The organism is Lysinibacillus sp. fkY74-1 (assembly GCF_053165895.1).
The window spans coordinates 3,987,776-4,013,619 of record NZ_CP170173.1 but is presented as its reverse complement, the minus strand read 5'-3'; the positions used below and the strand labels follow the sequence as shown (position 1 = coordinate 4,013,619).

At 41.6% G+C, this 25,844-nt stretch carries 18 protein-coding genes, 3 rRNA genes and 2 riboswitches; of the genes, 20 read left to right on the top strand and 1 reads right to left on the bottom strand.

Translation table 11 applies throughout. From position 1 onward, the window contains the following. The first annotated feature begins 88 nt into the window (after positions 1-88). The 18 genes from ACE1MS_RS19870 (at position 89) to purD (ending at position 22,255) form a co-directional block, all read left to right on the top strand. Positions 89-757 (top strand): MOSC domain-containing protein, encoded by a 669-nt coding sequence (locus tag ACE1MS_RS19870; RefSeq protein ID WP_031416432.1) that lies wholly within the window; start codon positions 89-91, stop codon positions 755-757. A gap of 227 nt (positions 758-984) precedes the next feature. Further along, positions 985-1,086, top strand: a riboswitch (purine riboswitch). Positions 1,087-1,217: 131 nt separating this feature from the next. Next, the gene (locus ACE1MS_RS19865) at positions 1,218-2,519 is read left to right on the top strand and encodes an NCS2 family permease (RefSeq protein WP_031416433.1); all 1,302 of its coding nucleotides are present in this window, start codon (positions 1,218-1,220) and stop codon (positions 2,517-2,519) included. A 477-nt stretch (positions 2,520-2,996) separates the two neighbouring features. Beyond that, positions 2,997-4,548 (top strand): 16S ribosomal RNA (locus ACE1MS_RS19860). A 307-nt stretch (positions 4,549-4,855) separates the two neighbouring features. Beyond that, positions 4,856-7,783, top strand: a 23S ribosomal RNA gene (locus ACE1MS_RS19855). A 186-nt stretch (positions 7,784-7,969) separates the two neighbouring features. Next, positions 7,970-8,085, top strand: a 5S ribosomal RNA gene (rrf, locus tag ACE1MS_RS19850). The 16S, 23S and 5S rRNA genes sit together here, the layout of an rRNA operon. 576 nt (positions 8,086-8,661) lie before the next feature. Beyond that, positions 8,662-8,856 (top strand): NETI motif-containing protein, encoded by a 195-nt coding sequence (locus ACE1MS_RS19845; RefSeq protein ID WP_012292006.1) that lies wholly within the window; start codon positions 8,662-8,664, stop codon positions 8,854-8,856. Between the two features lie 93 nt (positions 8,857-8,949). After that, positions 8,950-9,048, top strand: a riboswitch (purine riboswitch). 207 nt (positions 9,049-9,255) lie between these two features. Next, complete coding sequence (gene purE, locus ACE1MS_RS19840) at positions 9,256-9,744, top strand: 5-(carboxyamino)imidazole ribonucleotide mutase (RefSeq protein ID WP_012292008.1); 489 nt, start codon at positions 9,256-9,258, stop codon at positions 9,742-9,744. After that, complete coding sequence (gene purK / locus ACE1MS_RS19835; RefSeq protein WP_012292009.1) at positions 9,741-10,865, top strand: 5-(carboxyamino)imidazole ribonucleotide synthase; 1,125 nt, start codon at positions 9,741-9,743, stop codon at positions 10,863-10,865. Before purE ends, purK begins: the two co-directional genes overlap by 4 nt. 13 nt (positions 10,866-10,878) lie before the next feature. After that, positions 10,879-12,174: an adenylosuccinate lyase gene (gene purB / locus ACE1MS_RS19830; RefSeq protein WP_012292010.1), complete on the top strand. Its 1,296-nt coding sequence runs from the start codon at positions 10,879-10,881 to the stop codon at positions 12,172-12,174. A 129-nt stretch (positions 12,175-12,303) separates the two neighbouring features. Then, positions 12,304-13,014: a phosphoribosylaminoimidazolesuccinocarboxamide synthase gene (gene purC, locus ACE1MS_RS19825; RefSeq protein WP_031416791.1), complete on the top strand. Its 711-nt coding sequence runs from the start codon at positions 12,304-12,306 to the stop codon at positions 13,012-13,014. A gap of 2 nt (positions 13,015-13,016) precedes the next feature. Beyond that, complete coding sequence (gene purS, locus ACE1MS_RS19820; protein ID WP_012292012.1) at positions 13,017-13,265, top strand: phosphoribosylformylglycinamidine synthase subunit PurS; 249 nt, start codon at positions 13,017-13,019, stop codon at positions 13,263-13,265. Positions 13,266-13,267: 2 nt separating this feature from the next. Beyond that, complete coding sequence (gene purQ, locus ACE1MS_RS19815) at positions 13,268-13,951, top strand: phosphoribosylformylglycinamidine synthase subunit PurQ (RefSeq protein WP_012292013.1); 684 nt, start codon at positions 13,268-13,270, stop codon at positions 13,949-13,951. Beyond that, entirely contained in the window at positions 13,938-16,172 is a 2,235-nt protein-coding gene (gene purL / locus ACE1MS_RS19810; protein ID WP_036165176.1) for a phosphoribosylformylglycinamidine synthase subunit PurL, read from the top strand. The genes purQ and purL overlap by 14 nt, the downstream gene beginning before the upstream one ends. Next, positions 16,148-17,572 carry an amidophosphoribosyltransferase gene (gene purF / locus ACE1MS_RS19805; RefSeq protein WP_031416793.1) on the top strand — a complete coding sequence of 475 codons (1,425 nt, stop codon included), beginning with the start codon at positions 16,148-16,150 and terminating at the stop codon, positions 17,570-17,572. Before purL ends, purF begins: the two co-directional genes overlap by 25 nt. A gap of 93 nt (positions 17,573-17,665) precedes the next feature. Continuing rightward, complete coding sequence (gene purM, locus ACE1MS_RS19800; RefSeq protein ID WP_012292016.1) at positions 17,666-18,721, top strand: phosphoribosylformylglycinamidine cyclo-ligase; 1,056 nt, start codon at positions 17,666-17,668, stop codon at positions 18,719-18,721. Next, positions 18,721-19,290: a phosphoribosylglycinamide formyltransferase gene (gene purN / locus ACE1MS_RS19795; RefSeq protein WP_012292017.1), complete on the top strand. Its 570-nt coding sequence runs from the start codon at positions 18,721-18,723 to the stop codon at positions 19,288-19,290. The genes purM and purN overlap by 1 nt, the downstream gene beginning before the upstream one ends. A 105-nt stretch (positions 19,291-19,395) precedes the next feature. Next, entirely contained in the window at positions 19,396-20,922 is a 1,527-nt protein-coding gene (gene purH, locus ACE1MS_RS19790; RefSeq protein WP_012292018.1) for a bifunctional phosphoribosylaminoimidazolecarboxamide formyltransferase/IMP cyclohydrolase, read from the top strand. Positions 20,923-20,995: 73 nt separating this feature from the next. Then, positions 20,996-22,255: a phosphoribosylamine--glycine ligase gene (gene purD, locus ACE1MS_RS19785; protein ID WP_012292019.1), complete on the top strand. Its 1,260-nt coding sequence runs from the start codon at positions 20,996-20,998 to the stop codon at positions 22,253-22,255. Positions 22,256-22,368: 113 nt separating this feature from the next. On the opposite strand, the gene ACE1MS_RS19780 is transcribed toward purD, so the two are convergent. Next, positions 22,369-22,794 (bottom strand): YgaP-like transmembrane domain, encoded by a 426-nt coding sequence (locus ACE1MS_RS19780; protein WP_031416795.1) that lies wholly within the window; start codon positions 22,792-22,794, stop codon positions 22,369-22,371. Between the two features lie 200 nt (positions 22,795-22,994). Between ACE1MS_RS19780 and ACE1MS_RS19775 the strand changes: the two genes are divergently transcribed. Then, positions 22,995-24,716 (top strand): adenine deaminase C-terminal domain-containing protein, encoded by a 1,722-nt coding sequence (locus ACE1MS_RS19775; protein WP_197224130.1) that lies wholly within the window; start codon positions 22,995-22,997, stop codon positions 24,714-24,716. A gap of 58 nt (positions 24,717-24,774) precedes the next feature. Continuing rightward, positions 24,775-25,830, top strand: coding sequence for a DUF3048 domain-containing protein (locus ACE1MS_RS19770; RefSeq protein WP_447402578.1), 1,056 nt, complete (start codon positions 24,775-24,777; stop codon positions 25,828-25,830). The last annotated feature ends 14 nt before the right edge of the window (positions 25,831-25,844 follow it).

The following is a 25,844-nucleotide window of genomic DNA, read 5'->3' as shown; positions in this document are numbered from 1 at the left end:
CATGGAAAAATTGCTGGTAAAGTGTTGTGTGTAGTAAACTAAATGAATGCAAAAGAAATGATACTATTCAGATTAGGGGGGGATTCAAATGGAAAAAAATAAACCAATAATTCATACATTAGCAGTTGGGATGCCAAAAGAATTGATTGATAGTAAAGGGCGTTCAATGATTACAGGTATTGAAAAGCAAAAAATTCAAGAAGTTTATTTGTCAGCTCATGGCTTCGACGGAGATGATGTTGCTGATAAAAAACATCATGGTGGTCCTGATCGTGCAGTTTGTTTATATCCTGCGGAACATTACATACAATGGGAACAAGAACTTGGTAAACCACTACCAACTGCTGCTTTCGGTGAAAATCTAACGGTTACAAATATGCTAGAAGCGGATACTTGTATTGGTGATATTTATAAAATAGGAGATGCTGTCATTCAAATTACACAAGGGCGTGTTCCCTGTAGCACGATCGACAAATATACTGAATCAAACACATTGCTGAAACGTATGATTGAAACTGGTTATACTGGCTTCCTTGGGCGTGTACTAGAAGAGGGGACAATCTGTGCGAGCTCGAATATTGAATTAGTAGAAAAGCATCCTGCCCAAGTTTCGGTTTTGTATTGCAACGAAGTATATTTTAAAAACAAAGATGCGGATGCGATGAAACATATCCGAGCAGTAGATGCATTGGCGGAAGATTGGAAACAGAAGTTAGAAAAAAGAATTCAGGTTTTGCAAAGTAAAGTGATGAATTAAAGATTGTCTGCAATTGAGTCCTTCCATAAAATCCTTTAGAATTCGAGTGAGTTCTAAGGGGTTTTTTATTGTTTGCGTTCGGAGAATTGTTCCGTACTTAGGCTTTTTAGTAGCAGTTTATTAAAATATGAACATTAAATAAGAAATTTACACGAACTTTCGTATTTTATTTTATAAAATTGTTCGGAAATAGGGTTGAAATCTAAAAAGTGAAATGATATATTACGAATGTAAATTAAATAAGTCGTCGTATAATGTCGGGGATAGGGCCCGTGAGTTTCTACCAAGTTACCGTAAATAACTTGACTACGATTGAGGTTTATATGCGAATGTATAAACCCTAATTTATTTCACACATTAATGTGGATGAAATATATCGTAGACATGCGACTAGTAGATTAGTCAGCGTGTCTTTTTTGTTTTCGATATTGAGGACGACCATACGGAGGATTTTTTTATAATGAAAAAATATTTCATGTTTGATGAATTAGGAACTAATTACCGCCGCGAAATAATAGGCGGTATTACAACCTTTCTTGCGATGGCATATATTCTAGCTGTTAACCCAGGTATTCTAGAAAATGCAGGGATGGATAAAGGTGCTGTTTTTGTAGCAACAGCATTAGCTGCAGCAGTTGGTTCTTTAATAATGGGTATTTTCGCTAAATTCCCAATTTCACTAGCTCCTGGTATGGGATTAAATGCATTCTTCGCCTTTACTGTAGTTGGAGCTTATGGTATTCCATGGCAAACTGGTCTAACTGGCGTCTTCTTCTCTGGGATTATCTTTATCATCCTATCTCTAACAGGTATTCGCGAAACAGTTATTAACGCTATACCAGTACAGCTTAAATATGCTGTTTCGGCAGGAATAGGATTGTTTATTACTTTCGTAGGTTTACAAGGTGCAGGAATTGTTGTAGATAGTCCAGCTACATTAGTAACTTTAGGAACTTTCACTGGCTCTACATTACTAGCGGTATTCGGCATCGTTCTATCTGTTATTCTGATTATTAAATTACGCAGTGTCGGTATTTTCTTAGGGATGGTTATTACTGCGATTATTGGTATGGTGACAGGTATTATTGAACCTCCAACAGCAATTGTTTCTGCTATTCCAAGTGTGGATTCTACATTCATGGTGGCACTAGAACCACTTGGAGATATTAAATCATTATTTAACGTGAAGTTTTTAGTAGTTGTATTAACATTCTTGTTTGTAGATTTCTTTGATACAGCAGGTACTTTAATGGCTGTGGCAACACAGGCTGGCTTAGTCAAAGATAATAAATTACCACGTGCAGGTCGCGCATTAATGGCAGATGCACTTGCAACAACAATTGGTTCTTTATTTGGTACATCTACGACTACTGCCTATGTAGAATCAACTTCGGGGGTAGCAGCTGGGGCTCGCTCTGGGTTCTCGGCGGTAGTAACAGCAGTACTTTTCTTAGTAGCTTTATTTTTCTCTCCGTTATTAGCAGTAGTAACGCCAGCAGTAACAGCACCTGCGCTAGTAATTGTAGGGGTATTAATGGTTTCGTCATTACGTTTAATTGATTGGGATAAATTTGAGATTGCCGTACCTGCATTCTTTACGGTATTAATGATGCCTCTTGGTTATTCTATAGCTACGGGTATTGCAATTGGCTTCGTGTTCTACCCAATCACAATGTTGTTAGCGGGACGGAGAAAAGAAATTCATCCTATGATGTATGGTTTATTCTTTGTCTTCCTAGCATATTTCATCTGGGTACGATAAATTAAATATACTTTGAAAAAAACTCCATTGTTAAGTAAGGATTCTAACAATGGAGTTTTTTATGATTGAATAAAAAATTTTATTGTTACTCTATTCATCTTTTTTATTATTCATAGAGCATTACTTTATATAAAGTTGCTTTCACCTTTATTATAGAAGAAACTCACTTTTAAATAATAAGAATAGTTTTACTTTAATGAAACGCTTGCAAACTTTATTTTATGATGATATATTTAAACACGTTGTTACGAAACAAACGAACAACTTTTAAAATATTAACATAGACAGTTGACAATATGTTAACAATATGTTAAATTATAAAAAGTTACTTGAGAGTAACTAGCAAATGAACCTTGAAAACTGAACAAGCAAAACGTAATCAATAAAGTTTTAAGTAGCTAGCCTAGCTAGTGAACGAAACAAAATTTTGGACATCAAAATGATGCCAGCAAAACAATTTGAGCTAATCAAATTTCTTTTATGGAGAGTTTGATCCTGGCTCAGGACGAACGCTGGCGGCGTGCCTAATACATGCAAGTCGAGCGAACATCAAAGGAGCTTGCTCCTTTGATGTTAGCGGCGGACGGGTGAGTAACACGTGGGCAACCTACCCTATAGTTTGGGATAACTCCGGGAAACCGGGGCTAATACCGAATAATCTGTTTCACCTCATGGTGAAATATTGAAAGACGGTTTCGGCTGTCGCTATAGGATGGGCCCGCGGCGCATTAGCTAGTTGGTGAGGTAACGGCTCACCAAGGCGACGATGCGTAGCCGACCTGAGAGGGTGATCGGCCACACTGGGACTGAGACACGGCCCAGACTCCTACGGGAGGCAGCAGTAGGGAATCTTCCACAATGGGCGAAAGCCTGATGGAGCAACGCCGCGTGAGTGAAGAAGGATTTCGGTTCGTAAAACTCTGTTGTAAGGGAAGAACAAGTACAGTAGTAACTGGCTGTACCTTGACGGTACCTTATTAGAAAGCCACGGCTAACTACGTGCCAGCAGCCGCGGTAATACGTAGGTGGCAAGCGTTGTCCGGAATTATTGGGCGTAAAGCGCGCGCAGGTGGTTTCTTAAGTCTGATGTGAAAGCCCACGGCTCAACCGTGGAGGGTCATTGGAAACTGGGAGACTTGAGTGCAGAAGAGGATAGTGGAATTCCAAGTGTAGCGGTGAAATGCGTAGAGATTTGGAGGAACACCAGTGGCGAAGGCGACTATCTGGTCTGTAACTGACACTGAGGCGCGAAAGCGTGGGGAGCAAACAGGATTAGATACCCTGGTAGTCCACGCCGTAAACGATGAGTGCTAAGTGTTAGGGGGTTTCCGCCCCTTAGTGCTGCAGCTAACGCATTAAGCACTCCGCCTGGGGAGTACGGTCGCAAGACTGAAACTCAAAGGAATTGACGGGGGCCCGCACAAGCGGTGGAGCATGTGGTTTAATTCGAAGCAACGCGAAGAACCTTACCAGGTCTTGACATCCCGTTGACCACTGTAGAGATATGGTTTCCCCTTCGGGGGCAACGGTGACAGGTGGTGCATGGTTGTCGTCAGCTCGTGTCGTGAGATGTTGGGTTAAGTCCCGCAACGAGCGCAACCCTTGATCTTAGTTGCCATCATTTAGTTGGGCACTCTAAGGTGACTGCCGGTGACAAACCGGAGGAAGGTGGGGATGACGTCAAATCATCATGCCCCTTATGACCTGGGCTACACACGTGCTACAATGGACGATACAAACGGTTGCCAACTCGCGAGAGGGAGCTAATCCGATAAAGTCGTTCTCAGTTCGGATTGTAGGCTGCAACTCGCCTACATGAAGCCGGAATCGCTAGTAATCGCGGATCAGCATGCCGCGGTGAATACGTTCCCGGGCCTTGTACACACCGCCCGTCACACCACGAGAGTTTGTAACACCCGAAGTCGGTGAGGTAACCTTTTGGAGCCAGCCGCCGAAGGTGGGATAGATGATTGGGGTGAAGTCGTAACAAGGTAGCCGTATCGGAAGGTGCGGCTGGATCACCTCCTTTCTAAGGATATTTTCGGAATACAAACCTAGGGTTTGTAAGATTACGTTTTGCGTTCAGTTTTGAAGGTTCATTCTTTCTGAATGAAATACTTCAAAACTTGTTCTTTGAAAACTGGATAAAACGACATTGAAATTGTAACAAACACATTTATTTTTTAAGTTTTTTTATAGGCTTAATAACATGATAAGGTTTTCAGACACGAGCAGTTCTAGGAAGCAATCGAGTAAATGAAGGAGCGTACTTCAGTACGTGACTGATTGAACGAGTGAGGCTGACAACGAAATGTGAAGTGTATGGAAAGCTGATAGGTTAAGTTATTAAGGGCGCACGGCGAATGCCTTGGCACTAGGAGCCGAAGAAGGACGGCACTAACACCGATATGCTTCGGGGAGCTGTAAGTGAGCTTTGATCCGGAGATTTCCGAATGGGGGAACCCACTACGTTTAATCGCGTAGTATCTTGACGTGAATACATAGCGTCTTGAAGGCAGACCCAGGGAACTGAAACATCTAAGTACCTGGAGGAAGAGAAAGAAAAATCGATTCCCTGAGTAGCGGCGAGCGAAACGGGAAGAGCCCAAACCAAGAGGCTTGCCTCTTGGGGTTGTAGGACACTCAATACGGAGTTACAAAAGAACGAGTTAGATGAAGCGACTTGGAAAGGTCCGCCAGAGCAGGTAAAAGCCCTGTAGTCGAAAGTTCGTTCTCTCCTGAGTGGATCCTGAGTACGGCGGAACACGTGAAATTCCGTCGGAATCCGGGAGGACCATCTCCCAAGGCTAAATACTACCTAGTGACCGATAGTGAACCAGTACCGTGAGGGAAAGGTGAAAAGCACCCCGGAAGGGGAGTGAAAGAGATCCTGAAACCGTGTGCCTACAAGTAGTTAGAGCCCGTTAATGGGTGATAGCGTGCCTTTTGTAGAATGAACCGGCGAGTTACGATTACGTGCGAGGTTAAGCTTTAGAAGGCGGAGCCGCAGCGAAAGCGAGTCTGAATAGGGCGAAATAGTACGTGGTCGTAGACCCGAAACCAGGTGATCTACCCATGTCCAGGGTGAAGGTAAGGTAACACTTACTGGAGGCCCGAACCCACGCACGTTGAAAAGTGCGGGGATGAGGTGTGGGTAGCGGAGAAATTCCAATCGAACTTGGAGATAGCTGGTTCTCTCCGAAATAGCTTTAGGGCTAGCCTCGTGATGAGAATACTGGAGGTAGAGCACTGTTTGGACTAGGGGGCCATCCCGGTTTACCGAATTCAGACAAACTCCGAATGCCAGATATTTATACACGGGAGTCAGACTGCGAGTGATAAGATCCGTAGTCAAAAGGGAAACAGCCCAGACCACCAGCTAAGGTCCCAAAGTAATCGTTAAGTGGAAAAGGATGTGGCGTTGCACAGACAACCAGGATGTTGGCTTAGAAGCAGCCATCATTTAAAGAGTGCGTAATAGCTCACTGGTCGAGTGACGCTGCGCCGAAAATGTATCGGGGCTAAACGATTCACCGAAGCTGTGGATTGACATCTACGATGTCAGTGGTAGGAGAGCGTTCTAAGTGCGTTGAAGTCAGACCGGAAGGACTGGTGGAGCGCTTAGAAGTGAGAATGCCGGTATGAGTAGCGAAAGACGGGTGAGAATCCCGTCCACCGTATGACTAAGGTTTCCTGAGGAAGGCTCGTCCGCTCAGGGTTAGTCGGGACCTAAGCCGAGGCCGATAGGCGTAGGCGATGGACAACAGGTTGATATTCCTGTACCACCTCCTCACCGTTTGAGAAATGGGGGGACGCAGTAGGATAGGGTAAGCGCGCTGTTGGTTATGCGCGTCCAAGCAGTAAGGCGTGTGTGTAGGCAAATCCGCACACTGTAACGTTGAGCTGTGATGGCGAGTCCGTATGGACGAAGTTCCTGATTTCACACTGCCAAGAAAAGCCTCTATCGAGGTGAGAGGTGCCCGTACCGCAAACCGACACAGGTAGTCGAGGAGAGAATCCTAAGGTGTGCGAGAGAACTCTCGTTAAGGAACTCGGCAAAATGACCCCGTAACTTCGGGAGAAGGGGTGCTCTTGAGCGTGCAAGCGCATGAGAGCCGCAGTGAATAGGCCCAGGCGACTGTTTAGCAAAAACACAGGTCTCTGCAAAACCGTAAGGTGACGTATAGGGGCTGACGCCTGCCCGGTGCTGGAAGGTTAAGAGGAGTGGTTAGCGCAAGCGAAGCTGCGAATTGAAGCCCCAGTAAACGGCGGCCGTAACTATAACGGTCCTAAGGTAGCGAAATTCCTTGTCGGGTAAGTTCCGACCCGCACGAAAGGCGTAACGATCTGGGCACTGTCTCAACGAGAGACTCGGTGAAATTATAGTACCTGTGAAGATGCAGGTTACCCGCGACAGGACGGAAAGACCCCGTGGAGCTTTACTGTAGCCTGATATTGAATTTTGGTACAACTTGTACAGGATAGGTAGGAGCCAGAGATCTCGGAGCGCCAGCTTCGAAGGAGGCGTCGGTGGGATACTACCCTGGTTGTATTGAAATTCTAACCCATGCCCCTTAGCGGGGCAGGAGACAGTGTCAGGCGGACAGTTTGACTGGGGCGGTCGCCTCCTAAAAGGTAACGGAGGCGCCCAAAGGTTCCCTCAGAATGGTTGGAAATCATTCGTAGAGTGTAAAGGCACAAGGGAGCTTGACTGCGAGACCTACAAGTCGAGCAGGGTCGAAAGACGGGCTTAGTGATCCGGTGGTTCCGCATGGAAGGGCCATCGCTCAACGGATAAAAGCTACCCCGGGGATAACAGGCTTATCTCCCCCAAGAGTCCACATCGACGGGGAGGTTTGGCACCTCGATGTCGGCTCATCGCATCCTGGGGCTGTAGTCGGTCCCAAGGGTTGGGCTGTTCGCCCATTAAAGCGGTACGCGAGCTGGGTTCAGAACGTCGTGAGACAGTTCGGTCCCTATCCGTCGTGGGCGTAGGAAATTTGAGAGGAGCTGTCCTTAGTACGAGAGGACCGGGATGGACACACCGCTGGTGTACCAGTTGTCTTGCCAAAGGCATCGCTGGGTAGCTATGTGTGGACGGGATAAGTGCTGAAAGCATCTAAGCATGAAGCCCCCCTCAAGATGAGATTTCCCATTACGCAAGTAAGTAAGATCCCTCAAAGACGATGAGGTAGATAGGTTCGAGGTGGAAGTGTGGTGACACATGGAGCTGACGAATACTAATCGATCGAGGACTTAACCAAAAAGTTTGAAGCATTCAATGAACCGTTTATCCAGTTTTGAAAGAATAATTTCTTTTATAAAGGGTTTCAAGATACGAGTAGTTCGAGGAAGCAATGGAGAGAGGGAAGGAGCGTACTCAAGTACGTGACTGACTGAACGACAGAAGCTGACGAAGAAATGCGATGTATATTGAAAGCCGAACATAGTCTAGTGATGATGGCAAAGAGGTCACACCCGTTCCCATACCGAACACGGAAGTTAAGCTCTTTAGCGCCGATGGTAGTTGGGGGCTTCCCCCTGTGAGAGTAGGACGTCGCTAGGCACTTAAAAAGTCATGGATATATTCCATGGCTTTTTTTATTTTATAAAATAAAAAGTAGTGGTATAATTCACTAAATGTTAAATTTATACTGATGTAAGGATAATTAAAATAGACAGCACTTCCTACTTATCTTGAATGGAATGATGGAGGAATGAAAATGAAGCGTAATATGTTTTCGACTCTTTCGATTCTGTGCCTACTCCTAACATTCTTAATGTTTGGATATGATTCTACAAAATGGTATGGGAGTTTTTTTAAATTCCTCTCTGACCTGAGTATATTTACGCCATTTATACTAGGAGGAATAGGTATGGTTAGTACCTTTTTAGGTATTAAAGAATATCGTTTCATTCTTGTTGTCCTTCATTCATTCTTGTTGCTACTAATATTAGGCATCTATATAAAAGCTTTATATGGATTTTACTGAACTTGCAAGTAAAACTGCGGATATATATCTGCAGTTTTTTATATTTAACAAACAATTAATTAGTTCTTACACACTTCCTAAGGCAACTCAAGGTATAATGAAGTAACAAGTGCTAGGAAATAAATTATGTTATTGAAAGGGAGAAAAAGTTGGGAAAGAAGCAAATTTGGTATGAAGTACAAGAAAACGAATCCATTGAAGAATGTTTAGAAAGAATGCGAAACGATGGGTACATGGCAATTGGACGAAAAGAAGAGCCACTATTTCATTTAGTCGATGGTGAACCAACATTATTACGTCAAAAAATTCAATTTAAAGCTATACTTACTCAAGATATGGAATGATTTTGACTAAAATCCGAACGTTTTTTTTAGGTTATAAAAAAATGTTCGCATTTTTGCATTGACGATAATACGATCCCTTGTTAAAATATGATAAGGAAAAACAAATAAATCCCACATATATGCTAGAGGATTGGCTCTAGTGTCTCTACCCGGCACCGTAAATGCTGGACTATGCGGGAAAGCACTTTTGGCTTTTATGAGAAGATCCATGTACAAAATTGTATATGGACAAATTCTTGCCCTTATAAGTCCTCAAGTAAGCTGCTTTCACGCGTAAAGGTAGAGAGTAGTTTATTTGGGGATTTTCTTTGTAAAAAGGTAAAAATTGCAGAGCTATTTTATATAGAGGCTTGCACAATAATTGATCATTTTTCTATCGTTTAAAAGGAGCGACAATTTATGAATCCGAAAATCGGTGTCATTATGGGTAGTTCAAGTGACTGGGAAACAATGAAACATGCATGTGATATTTTAGACGAATTACAAGTACCGTACGAAAAGAAGGTTGTATCTGCACATCGAACACCAGATTTAATGTTTGAATATGCGGAAGCAGCACGCAAACGGGGAATACAAGTAATTATAGCTGGGGCAGGCGGAGCTGCACATTTACCTGGAATGGTAGCAGCTAAAACAACTTTACCTGTCATCGGTGTACCAGTTCAATCACGTGCACTGAATGGGCTTGATTCACTGCTATCCATCGTTCAAATGCCTGGTGGTGTGCCTGTAGCAACTGTAGCTATTGGGAAAGCGGGAGCAACAAACGCAGGTTTACTAGCAGCTCAGATTTTGTCAACGACAGATGCAGAACTTGCTGACAAGTTAGATGCTCGACGTGAAGCTACAAAGCAGCAAGTTTTAGAAAGCACAGGTGACTTAGTGTGACAAAAATTATTTATCCTGGACAAACGATAGGTATTATAGGCGGGGGGCAGCTTGGTCGAATGATGGCTCTTGCTGCAAAGGAGTCTGGTTTTAAAATTGCTGTACTGGAACCGGCAATGGACTCACCTTGTGGGCAGGTGGCAGATGTTCGTATTGTAGCTCCCTATGATGATGAAGCTGCTTTAGAAGAACTTGCAGAAGTCAGTGATGTCATCACATATGAATTCGAAAATATTGATTATGAAGGCTTAAAGCGTTTATCACAAATGGCTTATGTTCCTCAGGGAGCTGAATTGGTACGCATTACACAAAACCGCATAACCGAAAAGGACGCGATTGTGAGAGCTGGTTGCCCAGTAGCACCATATATTGTTGCAAAAACTTATGAAGAATTAGTAGCCAATATTGATTCGATTGGTTATCCTTGTATAGTCAAAACAGCAAGAGGTGGTTATGATGGCAAGGGACAGCAGCTGTTAACATCAACTGAAGATCTTCCGTTAGCGAAAGAACTCTTTATGCATTCTCCATGTATTGCTGAAGGATTCGTACCCTTCGTAAAAGAGGTATCAGTCATTGTTCAAAGAAATGGTAGTGGTGAATCGTATTGCCAGCCAGTTGGAGAGAACATTCATGTTCATCATATTCTGCACGAAACAATTGTGCCTGCTCGCATAACAGAAAGCACAGCCCAGGCTGCCGAACGAGAAGCTTTAAAAATTGCAGATTACTTACATTTAGTAGGAACGTTAGCGGTAGAAATGTTTGTGCTAGAAGATGGTGGCATTGTGATTAATGAATTAGCACCAAGACCTCATAATTCAGGGCACTATTCAATAGAAGCGTGTAATGTTTCACAATTCCATCAGCATATACGAGCTGTTTGTGGTTGGCCATTACGTAAGCCAGAGCTTTGGGCACCATCCATTATGATCAATGTATTAGGGCAGCATGTCGTGCCATTGAGTAACTCCATTGCTAAATATCCTGAATGGTCTATCCATCTTTATGGGAAAGCTGAGGCTAAGGTTAACCGTAAGATGGGCCATGTAACGATTATGACAAAAAACTTAGAAGAAACATTACAACAAATCGAGAGTTCTGGCATTTGGTCAGAATAGAAGGAGATACGCAATGATTGAACGTTACACAAGACCCGAAATGGGCGCAATTTGGACAGAACAAAATAAATATCAAGCTTGGCTAGAGGTAGAAATCCTAGCTTGTGAGGCGTGGGCTGAAATCGGCGATATTCCAAAAGAGGATGTTGCTAAAATTCGTGAGAATGCTTCATTCGATGTGAACCGTATTTTAGAAATTGAACAAGAGACTCGTCATGACGTAGTAGCCTTTACACGTGCCGTTTCAGAAACCCTTGGTGAAGAGCGTAAATGGGTACATTATGGTTTAACTTCTACAGACGTAGTAGACACAGCACTTTCTTATTTAATCAAACAAGCAAATGATATTTTACGTAAAGATATCGTGAATTTCATTGATATTATTGCTGTTAAGGCAAAAGAACATAAACATACAGTGATGATGGGCCGTACTCATGGTGTCCATGCAGAGCCAACAACTTTTGGTTTAAAGCTGGGTTTATGGTATGAGGAAATGAAGCGTAACTTGGAACGTTTTGAAGCAGCAGCTAAAGTAATTGAAACTGGAAAAATGTCTGGCGCCGTTGGAACATATGCCAATATTGATCCTCGTGTTGAGCAATATGTTTGTGATCAACTAGGTCTAGCTGCATCACCGATTTCAACACAAACCTTACAGCGTGATCGTCATGCACAATATTTAGGTGCATTAGCTTTAATCGCTACTTCCATTGAAAAATTCGCAACAGAAATTCGTGGTTTACAGAAATCTGAGACACGCGAAGTGGAAGAAGCTTTTGCTAAAGGTCAAAAAGGATCTTCAGCAATGCCACATAAACGTAATCCAATCGGCTCTGAAAACATGGTTGGGATGTCTCGTTTAATGCGCGGATACATGGTGACTGCTTATGAAAATGTCGCTTTATGGCATGAACGTGATATTTCTCATTCTTCTGCAGAGCGTGTTATTTTACCGGATGCAACGATTACTCTTAACTATATGTTAAATCGCTTCGGTAATATTGTGAAAAACTTAACAGTATTCCCTGAAAACATGAAACGTAATATGACTCGTACATTCGGTCTTATTTACTCTCAGCGCATTTTGTTAGCATTAATTGATAAAGGATTAGTACGTGAGGAAGCTTATGATACTGTACAGCCTTTAGCTATGCAGGCATGGGACGAGCAGGTACAGTTCCGCACATTAGTGGATGCAAGTGAAAAAATCACATCTTATTTAACAAAAGAAGAGCTGGACGAGTGCTTTGATTATAACTACCACTTACAGCATGTTGATATGATTTTTGAACGTCTAGGACTTAACTAATATTTATTTCGCCAATACAAAATAAATGTTAGAGCCACCAGTAAATGCTTCAGAATTGAATCGTGGAGAACACGGTTCGATTCTGATCATTCATAAAAGCGTATCTCATAATATCAGGGGGAAAAACGAATGACTAAAGGTCAACTTTTGTATGAAGGTAAAGCAAAAAAATTGTATACAACGGAGGAGCCGAATGTGCTGCTTGTGGAGTACAAGGATAGTGCGACTGCATTCAATGGTGAAAAGAAAGAAGAAATAGAAGGTAAGGGCATTTTAAATAATCGCATTACTTCATTAATTTTCGAAAAATTACAAGGAAACGGAATTGCGTCACATTTCGTAAAACAATTATCTGATACGCAACAACTTGTAAGAAAAGTAGATATTATTCCGATTGAAGTAGTCGTTCGTAATATAGTTGCAGGAAGTTTAGCAAAGCGTATTGGTCTTGAAGAGGGGGCACCTTTAAAACGACCAATCGTCGAGTTTTACTATAAGGACGATGAGTTAGGTGATCCATTCATCACGACAGAGCATATAGATGTTCTTGAGCTTGCAACGTCTGCTGAAGTATCGGCTATTTACGATAAGGCACTAGCTATTAACAAAGTTCTACAGCCAATCTTTGCTGATGTCAATGTGACGCTAATTGATTTTAAATTAGAGTTTGGCCGTGATGCTGATGGTCATGTTTTATTGGCAGATGAAATTTCACCAGATACATGTCGACTTTGGGATGCAACAACGAAGCAAAAGTTAGACAAAGATGTTTTTCGTAGAGACCTTGGTAATTTAACTGAAGTTTATACTATTATACTTTCTAGACTCGGAGGCAAATAACAATGAAAAAAGTAAAAATCTATGTAACATTACGTGAGAGCATTCTTGATCCACAAGGCTCTGCAGTACAGGGTTCTTTAGCTAAAATGGGCTACGGTGAAGTAGAGGATTTACGTATCGGTAAATATCTTGAACTATCAATTAATGATACAGAGCGTGACATTGATACTCTAGTAAAAGAAATGTGTGAAAAGGTTTTAACGAATGTTGTCATTGAGGACTACCGTTATGAAGTCGAGGAGGCTAACTAATCATGAAATTCGCAGTACTCGTATTCCCTGGGTCAAACTGTGATATCGATATGTATCATGCGATTAAAGACGAGCTAGGTGAAGAAGTAGAATATGTATGGCATACAGCAACAGATCTAAGTGGCTTTGATGGTGTATTAGTACCTGGAGGATTTTCATATGGAGATTATCTTCGTTGTGGTGCAATGGCTAATCAATCTAACATTATGGCAGAAGTTAAGAAAGTAGCAGACGCAGGTAAGCCTGTACTAGGTGTATGTAATGGATTCCAAATCCTAACAGAGGCGGGATTATTGCCAGGTGCTTTATTACGCAATACAAACTTGAAATTTATGTGCCGTACAGTGCAGCTAAAAGTGGAGAACAACAATACATTATTCACAAACCAATACGAGCAAGGTCAAATTATTCATATCCCAATCGCACATGGTGAAGGGAATTACTACTGTGATGAGGAGACATTACAATCATTAAAAGATAATAATCAAATCGTATTCACATACTCAGGTGACAATCCAAACGGTTCTTTGGAAGATATCGCAGGGATTATAAACGAGCGCGGCAATGTATTAGGGATGATGCCCCACCCAGAACGAGCTGTTGATGCACTGGTGGGTGGCGCAGACGGTTTAGCAGTATTTAAATCAATTGTGAAGCAGTGGAGGGAAAATCATGTCAACAACTAAGTTTGAGCCAACAGCACAGCAAATTAAAGATGAAAAGCTATACGCTGGAATGGGGATGTCAGACGAAGAATTTGCATTGGTAGAAGGTATTTTAGAACGCCTACCTAATTGGACAGAGACAGGTCTTTTCTCAGTAATGTGGTCTGAACACTGCTCATACAAAAATTCAAAACCGGTATTACGTAAATTCCCTACAAAGGGGCCACAAGTTTTACAAGGACCTGGGGAAGGTGCAGGTATTGTTGATATCGGTGACGAACAAGCCGTAGTGTTTAAAATGGAATCTCATAACCATCCATCTGCAATTGAGCCATACCAAGGGGCTGCAACTGGTGTTGGCGGTATTATACGTGATGTTTTCTCTATGGGGGCACGTCCTATCGCAATGCTGAACTCATTACGCTTTGGTGAATTAAAATCAGCGCGCGGTAAATATCTATTTGAAGAAGTCGTAGCTGGAATCGCTGGATATGGTAACTGTATCGGTATTCCTACAGTAGGTGGCGAGATTCAATTCGATCCTTGCTATGAAGGCAATCCACTTGTTAATGCGATGTGTGTAGGCTTAATTGATCATAAAGATATTCAACGAGGTATTGCAGCAGGTGTTGGAAATACAGTGATGTACGTGGGTGCGAAAACAGGGCGAGATGGAATTCATGGTGCGACATTTGCTTCTGAAGAATTAACGGAGGAATCAGAAAATCAACGTCCAGCGGTACAAGTAGGGGACCCATTCATGGAGAAGCTTTTACTTGAAGCCTGTTTAGAAGTTGTGAAATCGGATGCTCTAGTTGGTATTCAAGATATGGGCGCAGCTGGTCTTACTTCTTCTTCAGCAGAAATGGCTTCAAAAGCTGGCTCTGGTGTAGAAATGAATTTAGATTTAGTACCTCAACGTGAGACAGGTATGACAGCATACGAAATGATGCTATCTGAATCTCAAGAGCGTATGCTGCTAGTCGTGAAAAAGGGTCGCGAGGATGAAATTAAGGCTATTTTTGATAAATATGATTTAGATGCGGTAGCAATTGGTCGTGTAACAGATGATAAAATGCTTCGCCTTTTACACAATGGACAAATAGTGGCAGAAGTACCTGCGGATGCGTTAGCCGAGGATGCTCCAGTTTACCATAAGCCATCTGCTGAACCTGCTTACTATGCTCAGTTCCAAGCAATTGAAAATACAGAGCCAGTTGTAACAGATTATAAAGAAACGTTAAATGCTTTATTAAAAGCACCGACAATTGCTTCAAAAGAATGGGTTTACGATCAGTACGATTATCAGGTTCGTACGTCAACTGTTGTTAAACCAGGTTCAGATGCTGCAGTTATTCGTGTACGTGGTACAAATAAAGGTTTAGCAATGACAACAGACTGCAACTCTCGCTATATTTATTTAGATCCAGAAGTCGGTGGCGCTATTGCAGTGGCTGAAGCAGCTCGTAATATTGTTGCTACTGGTGGTACACCACTTGCAATTACAGACTGCTTAAATTTTGGTAATCCAGAGAAGCCAGAAATCTTCTGGCAAATTGAAAAATCTGCTGATGGTATTTCGGCTGCATGTACAGCATTGAATGCACCAGTAATTGGCGGTAACGTATCGCTTTATAATGAGCGCTCTGGTGAAGCCGTTTATCCAACACCGACAATTGGTATGGTAGGTCTAATCGAAGACTTAGCGCATGTTACAACACAGGAAGTAAAGGGCGCAGGAGATATCGTATTTGTCATTGGTGAAACAACGACTGAGTTCGGTGGTTCAGAGCTTCAAAAATTATTAAATAATGGCGTTATTTCTGGGAAAGCACCAGCTATCGATTTAGAGATAGAAGCAGCACGTCAGCAGGCTTTATTAAAGGCTATAAAAGCTGGTATTGTGCAGTCTGCGCATGATGTGGCTGAGGGTGGTCTTGCAGTGGCTATTGCAGAAAAAACTTTCAGTGCAAATGGTCTTGGTGTTGAGGTTACATTAACAGGTTCTGCTACAACTGCGTTATTCAGTGAAAGTCAATCACGATTTGTTGTTACTGTTAAAGAAGAACATGCAGCTACATTTGTCGAAATCATCAAAGATGCTCATAAAATTGGCGTCGTAACAAACGATGCACTTGTTAAAATCAACGGGGACAAAGGTGTGCTTGTAGAAGGTACAGTGGAGGAATTCCGTTCTAATTGGAAAGGAGCAATCCCATGCTTGCTGAACTCAGAGGCTTAAATGAAGAATGTGGGGTGTTTGGTATTTGGGGTAACCCAAATCCAGCACACCTTAGTTATTACGGGCTTCATGCTCTTCAACACCGTGGTCAAGAAGGCGCAGGTATCGTCGTTTCCGATGGTCAGCACCTTCGCGCGGTAAAAGGCGAAGGACTAGTTAATGATGTTTTCAACGAAGATAAATTAAAGGCAGTGAACGGCAAAGCAGCCATTGCCCATGTTCGTTATACAACTGCTGGTGGTGGCGGTATTGAAAATGTACAGCCATTACTATTTCATTCCTCAACTGGTAGCCTTTCTATTGCCCATAACGGTAACTTAGTCAATGCGACACATCTTAAACAGTATTTAGAGCGACAAGGTAGTATTTTCCACTCTAGCTCTGATACAGAAGTGCTGGCGCATCTTATTAAGAAAAGTTCGCATTCACCATTTCGGGCTAAAGTGAAAAATGCCCTTTCTTTATTAAAGGGTGCGTATTCTTGCTTAATTATGACAAAGGATGAAATGCTTGTTGCACGTGATCCACATGGTTTACGCCCGCTCTCTCTTGGTAAGCTAGGAGAAGGCTGGGTAGTAGCTTCTGAAACTTGTGCATTTGATTTAATAGGAGCGGAGTTCGTTCGTTCTGTAGAACCAGGTGAATTATTAATTATTAACGATGAGGGTGTAAAGTCAGACCGCTTTGCTGAGATGGAAAAGCGTTCTATGTGTGCGATGGAATATGTGTATCTAGCACGTCCTGATTCGGATATTGATGGTATTAATGTCCATATGGCACGTAAACGTATGGGGAAACAGCTTGCTCGTGAATGCGCGCATATTGAGGCTGATGTTGTAACGGGGGTACCGGATTCTAGTATTTCAGCTGCTATCGGTTTTGCAGAAGAAAGTGGTATTCCTTATGAACTTGGTCTGATTAAAAACCGTTATGTAGGGCGTACTTTTATTCAACCGACACAGGAATTACGAGAACGTGGTGTGAAAATGAAGCTTTCACCAGTTGTTCAAGTTGTCAAAGGTAAACGCGTAGTGATGGTAGACGATTCTATTGTACGTGGAACAACTTCACGTCGAATTGTCAAAATGTTAAAAGACGCTGGTGCAGCAGAGGTTCACGTGGTCATTTCGTCACCACCTATGACAAACCCTTGTTATTATGGCATCGATACGTCAACACATGAAGAACTTATTGCTTCCAGTCATAATGTGGATGAAATTCGTGAAGTAATTGGTGCAGATTCTCTGACATTCCTTTCTGTTGAAGGTATGGTTGAGACCATTGCACGTCCATATGAAGATGAAAACCGTGGACTATGCCTTGCATGCTTTACAGGTAAATATCCAACAGAGATTTTCCCGGATACCATCTTACCACATGAAAAAGAACTTTTACGTTAAAAAAACATCGCAGTGAATTAGTGTCTACTAGAAGGTTGAAAAATGAATTCTAGGATACTGGTAGGCGATTTAGATGATAAGGAGGAACTCTGCGTGTCAAAGGCATATGAACAAGCAGGAGTAAATATTGAAGCGGGCTATGAAGCTGTAAAACGAATGAAATCTCATGTTGAACGGACAAACCGTCTAGGTGTCATGGGAACGTTTGGTGGCTTTGGTGGTATGTTTGACTTGTCAGAACTAAATCTAAAAGAACCTGTTCTTATTTCAGGAACTGATGGTGTTGGGACAAAGCTAAAGCTAGCCTTTATGGTAGACAAGCACGATACAATTGGTGTGGATTGTGTAGCAATGTGCGTGAATGATATCGTTGCACAAGGAGCGGAGCCGCTATACTTTTTAGATTACGTAGCACTTGGAAAAGCAGAACCTGCAAAAATTGAGCAAATTGTTAAAGGTGTTGCGGATGGCTGTGTGCAATCAGGTGCAGCTCTAATTGGTGGCGAAACAGCAGAAATGCCAGGTCTATATGAAGAGGATGAATATGATTTAGCTGGCTTTGCAGTGGGGGCTTGTGAAAAGTCTGCCATTGTGACAGGAGAAAGAATTGTCGAGGGCGATGTACTTATTGGTATTGCTTCAAGTGGTGTGCATTCAAACGGTTATTCTTTAGTGCGTAAAATTGTCTTTGCAGATCGTCAATATGCGGTGGATGCCATTGTAGAAAATTATGAGGATTTAGGACCAATCGGCGAGGCGCTATTAGTGCCAACAAAGCTTTATGCTAAGCCTGTATTAGCGGCTTTAAAAGCAGCAGATGTACACGGCTGTGCCCACGTTACTGGTGGAGGTTTCTATGAAAATTTACCACGTATGATGCCTGAAGGATTAGCTACAGAAATTGACTTAGGTTCATGGCCAGTATTACGTATCTTTGAATTCCTAAAGGATAAAGGTCAGTTAGAAGATAAGGATTTATATAATGTGTTTAATATGGGGATAGGTTTTGTCATAGCTGCTCCAGCAGCAGAAGCCGATAAAGTGATGGCAGCAGTAGAAGCAAATGGTGAAAAGGCTTATACAATCGGTCGTGTTATTAAAGGCAATGGAGTAGTGTTTAATGGAACACATGATGGGAGTTTAGTGTAATGACTGCACCAACAAAAATTGCCGTGTTCGCATCAGGGAGCGGTAGTAATTTTCAAGCCATTCAAGAGGCTATTGAACGAAAGGAACTGCATGCAAAGATTGAGCTAGTAGTGACAGATAAGCCTGGTGCATATGTAGTGACACGTGCTGAACACTTGGGGATTCCTGTATTAGCCTTGAACCCAAAAGATTTTGCCTCGAAAGCAGCTTACGAGAAAGTAATTGTCGATGCACTACATGAGTGCGATGTGAAATGGATTGTGCTTGCGGGATATATGCGTTTAATCAGTGATGTATTATTGGCGGCCTTTCCGCAGCGAATTGTTAATATTCATCCTTCCTTATTGCCAGCCTTTCCTGGGAAGGATGCTATCGGACAAGCATTGAATCATGGGGTGAAAATAACGGGCGTAACGGTACATTTTGTTGATGAAGGAATGGATACTGGCCCAATTATCGCACAGGCTGCTGTATCTGTCATTGAAGGAAATCGAGAGGCAACAGAAGCTGCTATTCATAAGCAAGAGCATTTATTATATACAAAGGCTTTACAGCAATTATTACAATAACTGAAGGAGGAGTTAGGTCGAGAACCTTACTCAACACCTAACTCTATAAATCTATGACAGCAAGTTAGTTCGTGCAAGCACGATAAAAATTAGGAGGATATTGTTGTGACAAAACGTGCATTAATCAGTGTTTCCAATAAAGATGGTATTTTAGAATTTGCAAAGGAATTAGTAGCATTAGGTTATGAAATTTTATCAACAGGCGGTACTAAAAAAATGCTACAGGACAATGCAGTAGCTGTAACGGCAGTAGATGAAGTAACGAAGTTTCCTGAAATTTTAGATGGCCGTGTTAAAACTTTAAATCCAATGATTCACGGTGGTTTATTAGGGAAATTTGATGATGACTCTCATCAGGCACAAATGAATGAGCATGGAATTGAGCCAATAGAAATTGTTTGTGTCAATCTTTATCCATTCGTTGAAACAATTTCAAAGCCTAATGTAACATGGGATGATGCGATTGAGAACATAGATATCGGTGGTCCTACAATGTTACGATCTGCTGCAAAAAACCATCAATATGTAACAGTCATCGTAGACAGCAATGACTATGCAACAGTGTTAGAGGAACTAAAAGCTGGTGGTGCCACAACAATTGAGACACGTCGTAAATTGGCTGCAAAGGTTTTCCGTCACACAGCCGCCTATGATTCGTATATCTCGAATTATTTGACAGAAGAAGAGTTCCCAGAGAGCCTAACAATGACGTATGAATTAAAGCAGAACTTACGCTATGGTGAAAATCCTCACCAAAAAGCGGCATTTTACCAAAAACGTCTAGGGTCTGATTTCTCATTAGCTTATGCCACACAATTACATGGTAAAGAGTTATCCTATAACAACATTCAAGATGGGAATGCAGCTTTGCAAATCGTGAAAGAGTTTGAAATGCCAGCTGCAGTTGCTGTAAAGCATATGAATCCTTGTGGAGTTGGAACAGGCGTCACATTAGAGGAAGCATTTGATAAAGCGTATGAGGCAGATCCAACATCTATTTTTGGTGGAATTATCGCTCTTAATATGGAAGTGGATGCAGCAACTGCTGAGAAGCTAAGCCATATTTTCCTAGAAATTATTATTGCTCCTGCTTTTTCACAAGAGGCACTCGATATTTTAACGAAAAAGAAAAATATTCGCTTATTAACAATTCCATTCGAGCAAGCTAAGCAAGATCAATTTAATGTAGTATCTGTAGAGGGCGGTCTGCTTGTACAGGAACCAGATCGCTATGGTTTTGCCAATGCAGATATAAAGGTAGTAACAGATCGTGAACCAACAAAACAGGAATGGGAAGCATTGCAACTGGGTTGGTCTGTTGTGAAGCATGTTAAATCAAACGCGATCGTTGTAACGGATTCTCAAATGACACTTGGAGTAGGCGCTGGTCAAATGAACCGCGTTGGCGCTGCTAAAATTGCCTTTGAGCAGGCTGGTGAAAAAGCAAAGGGTGCTGCATTGGCATCAGATGCATTTTTCCCAATGAGTGATACTGTTGAGGCTGCAGCGGCAGCAGGTATTACAGCTATTATTCAACCAGGTGGATCTATTAAAGATCAAGATTCAATCGATAAAGCAAATGAATATGGTATTACGATGATATTTACAGGCGTACGCCATTTTAAACACTAATTAATATTGACATAAAACAGACCGAGATGTGGGTTCATCTCGGTCTTACTCACAAAGAGGAGGATTCTCTAAAATGAATGTATTAGTAATCGGAAGTGGCGGTCGTGAGCATGCAATCGCTAGACAATTTAACATTTCTCCATCCGTTAACCAAGTATTTGTAGCACCAGGAAATGACGGGATGCGAGGCGAGGTAGAAGTAGTTAGTATTGACACAATGGATTTTGCAGGACTTGCCCAATTTGCTAAGGAAAATGATATTACTTTAACATTTGTCGGCCCAGAACAACCACTTGCTGAAGGGATTGTCGATTTCTTCACAGCTCGTGGATTACAAATTTTTGGTCCGACAAAGATGGCTGCTCAATTAGAAAGTAGTAAGTCGTATGCAAAAGATGTGATGAGTAAATACAATATACCAACAGCCGCCCATAAAACATTTACTGATGCAGAACAAGCTATTGCCTATATTAAAGAACAGGGCGCACCCATTGTTATTAAAGCGGATGGTTTAGCAGCTGGTAAGGGCGTTGTTGTGGCGATGACAGAGCAAGAAGCCATTGAAGCTGTGCAAGATATGATTGGCAATCAACGCTTTGGTGAATCATCTTCTCGCGTTGTCATCGAAGAATTTTTAGACGGGGAAGAGTTCTCCTTTATGTCCTTTGTGCATAAAGGACAAATATATCCCATGGTGATTGCACAGGACCATAAACGTGCCTATGACGGTGATAGAGGACCTAATACAGGTGGGATGGGTGCTTACTCACCAGTACCACAAATCTCACAAGAAGTTGTAGATATCGCTTACCAAACGATTGTTAAGCCAACTGTCAAAGGGATGGAGGCGGATGGCGCTTCCTTTACAGGTATTTTATATGCAGGCTTAATTTTAACGAAGAAGGGTCCTAAGGTTATTGAGTTTAATGCACGCTTTGGTGATCCAGAAACACAAGTAGTTTTACCTCGAATGGCTTCTGACTTTGGTGCATTTATGGTGGCATTAATGAACGAGCAACCCTTTGATTTGCAATGGTCTGAAGATGCTATGCTGGGCGTTGTCATTGCAGCTGAAGGATATCCTGGAGATGTTGAAAAAGGTAAAACATTACCCAATTTAGCGGAGATATCCAAGTCATATGCTGTATTCCATGCAGGTACAAAATTAGTAGATGGCCAATTTGTTGGGAATGGTGGTCGTGTTCTGTTAGTTGGGGCTAAAGCGCCTACTTTACAGGAAGCACAGGAAAAAGTATATGCTGGCATGACTAAAGAAACATGGGATCACTTTTTCTTCCGCAAAGATATTGGATGGCGTACGTTCAAAAAATAATCATTATTTTTACTAAAATTTAAAATATTTTTAATCCTCTTTTGAAACCTCTTAAAGTTTCAAACGTAAGAGGTAAGAGCCGTCTCCAAATTAGATTGGGACGGCTCCTTTGACTAAGAAGGGTTTTGAGCAGTATTCGATGTCGAATTGCTCCTTGTTGAGGAATTTTGAGTTGAAGTGCTGGTATCAGATTGCGTTGAAGCGGTAGCTTGTGAACCTGAGGAATTGCCAGCTATTGCAGAAGAGAAATCCTTCATGAGTTTATCGATTTGCTCAGAGGACATAGAATTTTGCCCGCTGAACATACTTTGCATAGAGGTGTTCATGGCATTTTGCATATTGGTGCTCATGAGAGCCTTGGCAGGGCAATATTTAAAGATTCCTTCTGCCATTTTCATGGCTCCTAATGCAATCATTAATCGACCTTTTGTACAATTAGGATTTCTTGAAACTTTAGCGATACCGAATGCTGTCAAACTTGTACCCATGGCAAAACGACAAAATGCATTTTTTTCGCTTAAATTTGCTTGCTGCATCATATTACTTCCTCCTTTAGTCATTGTGGAAAAAATTAAGCGAGGTGCACTTTGCTTTATGAAAGTGCTGTGTTACGATTGAAACAAGATGATTGCATAAAGCATAAATTTTATGAAAGTATGCGATTATGCAATAGTAGTATGTGATTCAAGGTTGATTTTACACAATGAAAAATTACGTAATTTAGGAAGGAGCGAATAGCATGGATCCAGTATGGAAAATAACAAAAATACGTCAGCAATTAGCTGTAATTGATGGAAAAAAGGCGCCTGATATTGTGCTAAAAAATGCAAGGTACTTGCATAGTATGATGAAACAGTGGATTGTAGGAAACATTTGGATTTTAGGGGACCGCATTGTCTATGCTGGTGACAGGATGCCTCCTTTAATAGAAGGAACACAAGTAGTGGATTGTACAGGGAAAACAGTTGTACCAGGCTATATTGAGCCACATGTACATCCTTTCCAGCTTTATCACCCACAATCCTTTGCAGATTTTTGTGGTCAGCTAGGGACAACAACTTTTATTTCTGATAATTTAAGTTTTGTTTTAAATTTAGAAAATAAGAAAGCGTTTTCAATTTTAGATCATTTAAAAAAGTTGCCGTTTTCTTTTTATTGGTGGACTCGCTTTGATTCGCAAACTGAGTTGGAGCAGGAGGAAGAAGTTTTCTCTAACACGTCTATATTAGAATGGTTAGAGCGAAGTGATGTTTTGCTTGGGGGAGAGTTGACAGGCTGGCCTAAGCTATTACATGGGGACGATCAAATGCTTTATCGCATGCAAATGGCAAAGGGACTAGGTAAAAAAATCGAAGGTCATTTTCCTGGAGCCTCTGAGAGAACTTTAGCTCGTATGAAACTTCTTGGTGCCGATGGTGATCATGAGGCGATGACGGTGGAAGAAGTGGAACGTCGTATAATGCAAGGTTATGCTGTTACATTACGTCATTCTTCTATTCGACCAGATTTACCGCACCTATTAAAAGGAATCGTAGAAAAAGAGCTTCCTATTTTTGATCATTTAATGATGACAACAGATGGTTCACCACCTTCGTTCCATGAGGATGGGGTGATGGATAAGTGTATACAAGCAGCCCTAGATGCAGGAGTTTCTCCAATCGATGCCTACCAAATGGCTTCGTATAATGTAGCGCGCTATTATAATATGTCCAATTTACATGGTTTTATCGCGACAGGTCGCTTTGCCTCACTTAATATTTTACAAGATGAATATCATCCTGTACCTGAAAGTGTCCTATCAAAAGGCGTTTGGCTAAAACGTAATGGAGATCGTGTGCATAGGCTGGCAGCCATTGATTATTCTGCTATCCCCGCATTTCATTTAGATTTTTCATTAGACGCACAAGATTTCCAGTTTTCTATGCCTTTTGGAATTCAGCTTGTTAATGATGTCATTACAAAACCGTATAATTCATTAATTACTAGAGAAGGGCAACTAGCGGATCACGATGAGTGCTATTTAATGCTAATAAACAGGCAAGGTCACTGGCATGTTAATACAATGATTAAAGGGTTTGCAACAGGTGTTCAAGGCTTTGCATCGTCCTACTCAAACACAGGCGATATTTTATTAATCGGAAAAAATAAAGAAGATATGATCAAAGCCTTCGAAGAAATGAAGGCCATGAATGGTGGTATCGTCCTTGTAGAAAAAGGGGAAGTCATAGCAGATATACCATTATCAATTGGTGGACTTTTATATGATGGGGATGTATTGACACTAGCAGAGAAAGAAAAGGCTTTAAAGCAAGCTTTAGCAGAGCGTGGGTATCATTTAGGAGATGCTATTTACACGCTATTATTTTTACAGTCCACCCATTTACCCTATATTCGTATAACACCGAAAGGGATTTTCGATGTAATGAAGAATAAGTTATTATTGCCTGCTGTTATGCGCTAATATATGAAAGTGTAAACAGGTACTTTCATATGGAAATGTTCAAAGGAGAGTAATGCTTGTGTTCAAAACGAAGAAATTATGGATGACTATGGCATTTAGCGCTTTAGTGATCGGAGGATGCTCAAAGGATACACCCAAGGTTAAAGAAGATGATGAGAGGGTAACACAGGAAGAAAAAGTAGTTGAGGAGCAAATACAGAAACCAGCATTTGTTGCGCCACTTACAGGAGAGGCAGTGCAAGAGGAAATTACTCAACGGCCTATTGTCGTGACGATTAATAATCATCCAGCTGCACGTCCGCAATCAGGATTAGCTGCAGCGGATATCATTTATGAGATGCTTGCGGAAGGCAATGTGACTCGCTTTTTAGCAGTTTATCAAAGTGAGCTACCTGAAAATATAGGGCCGGTTCGTAGTGCACGCTCTTATTTTATCGATATAGCAAAAGGATTCAATGCCTTTTATGTAGCTCATGGTTATAGTCCAGAGGCAAAAACAATGCTCGATAATCGTGTAGTCGACAATATCAATGGAATGGCTTATGATGGTATACTTTTTAAACGTTCAAGCGAACGAGTTGCACCACATAATTCATATATTACATCGGAAAAGATCAGAAAAGGTGCTGAAATGGTAGGCACTTCAATGAATTACAGTGAAAAAGTACTTCAGGCTTTTTATGAACCCGATGAACGTGGTAAAATAGGCATTGAAACAAGTCAAGTTGATATTTACTACGGGAATAATGAAGATTTCCACAATTCGTATGTGTATGATCATCAAAGTAATTATTATGAACGACAATCGGCTGGCGTGGACACAAAAGATATGTTAACCGGCGAAGCATTATCATTGGCAAATGTTCTATTTTTTGAAATGGATCACCAAATAGTCGATGATATTGGTCGCCAAACAATTGATTTAACTTCTGGTGGAAATGCGTACGTATTTCAAAATGGCTATTTGAGGGAAGTCAAATGGGCTAATGTGAATGGAATACCAACGGCTGTTGAGCAATCAGGGGAGCCTGTAAAGCTAGTACCTGGAAAGTCGTGGGTCCATTTTGTACCATCCTCACCAGGGTTACAAGCAATGGTGAAAACGCAGCCTTAAAGGGAGGAAAATTG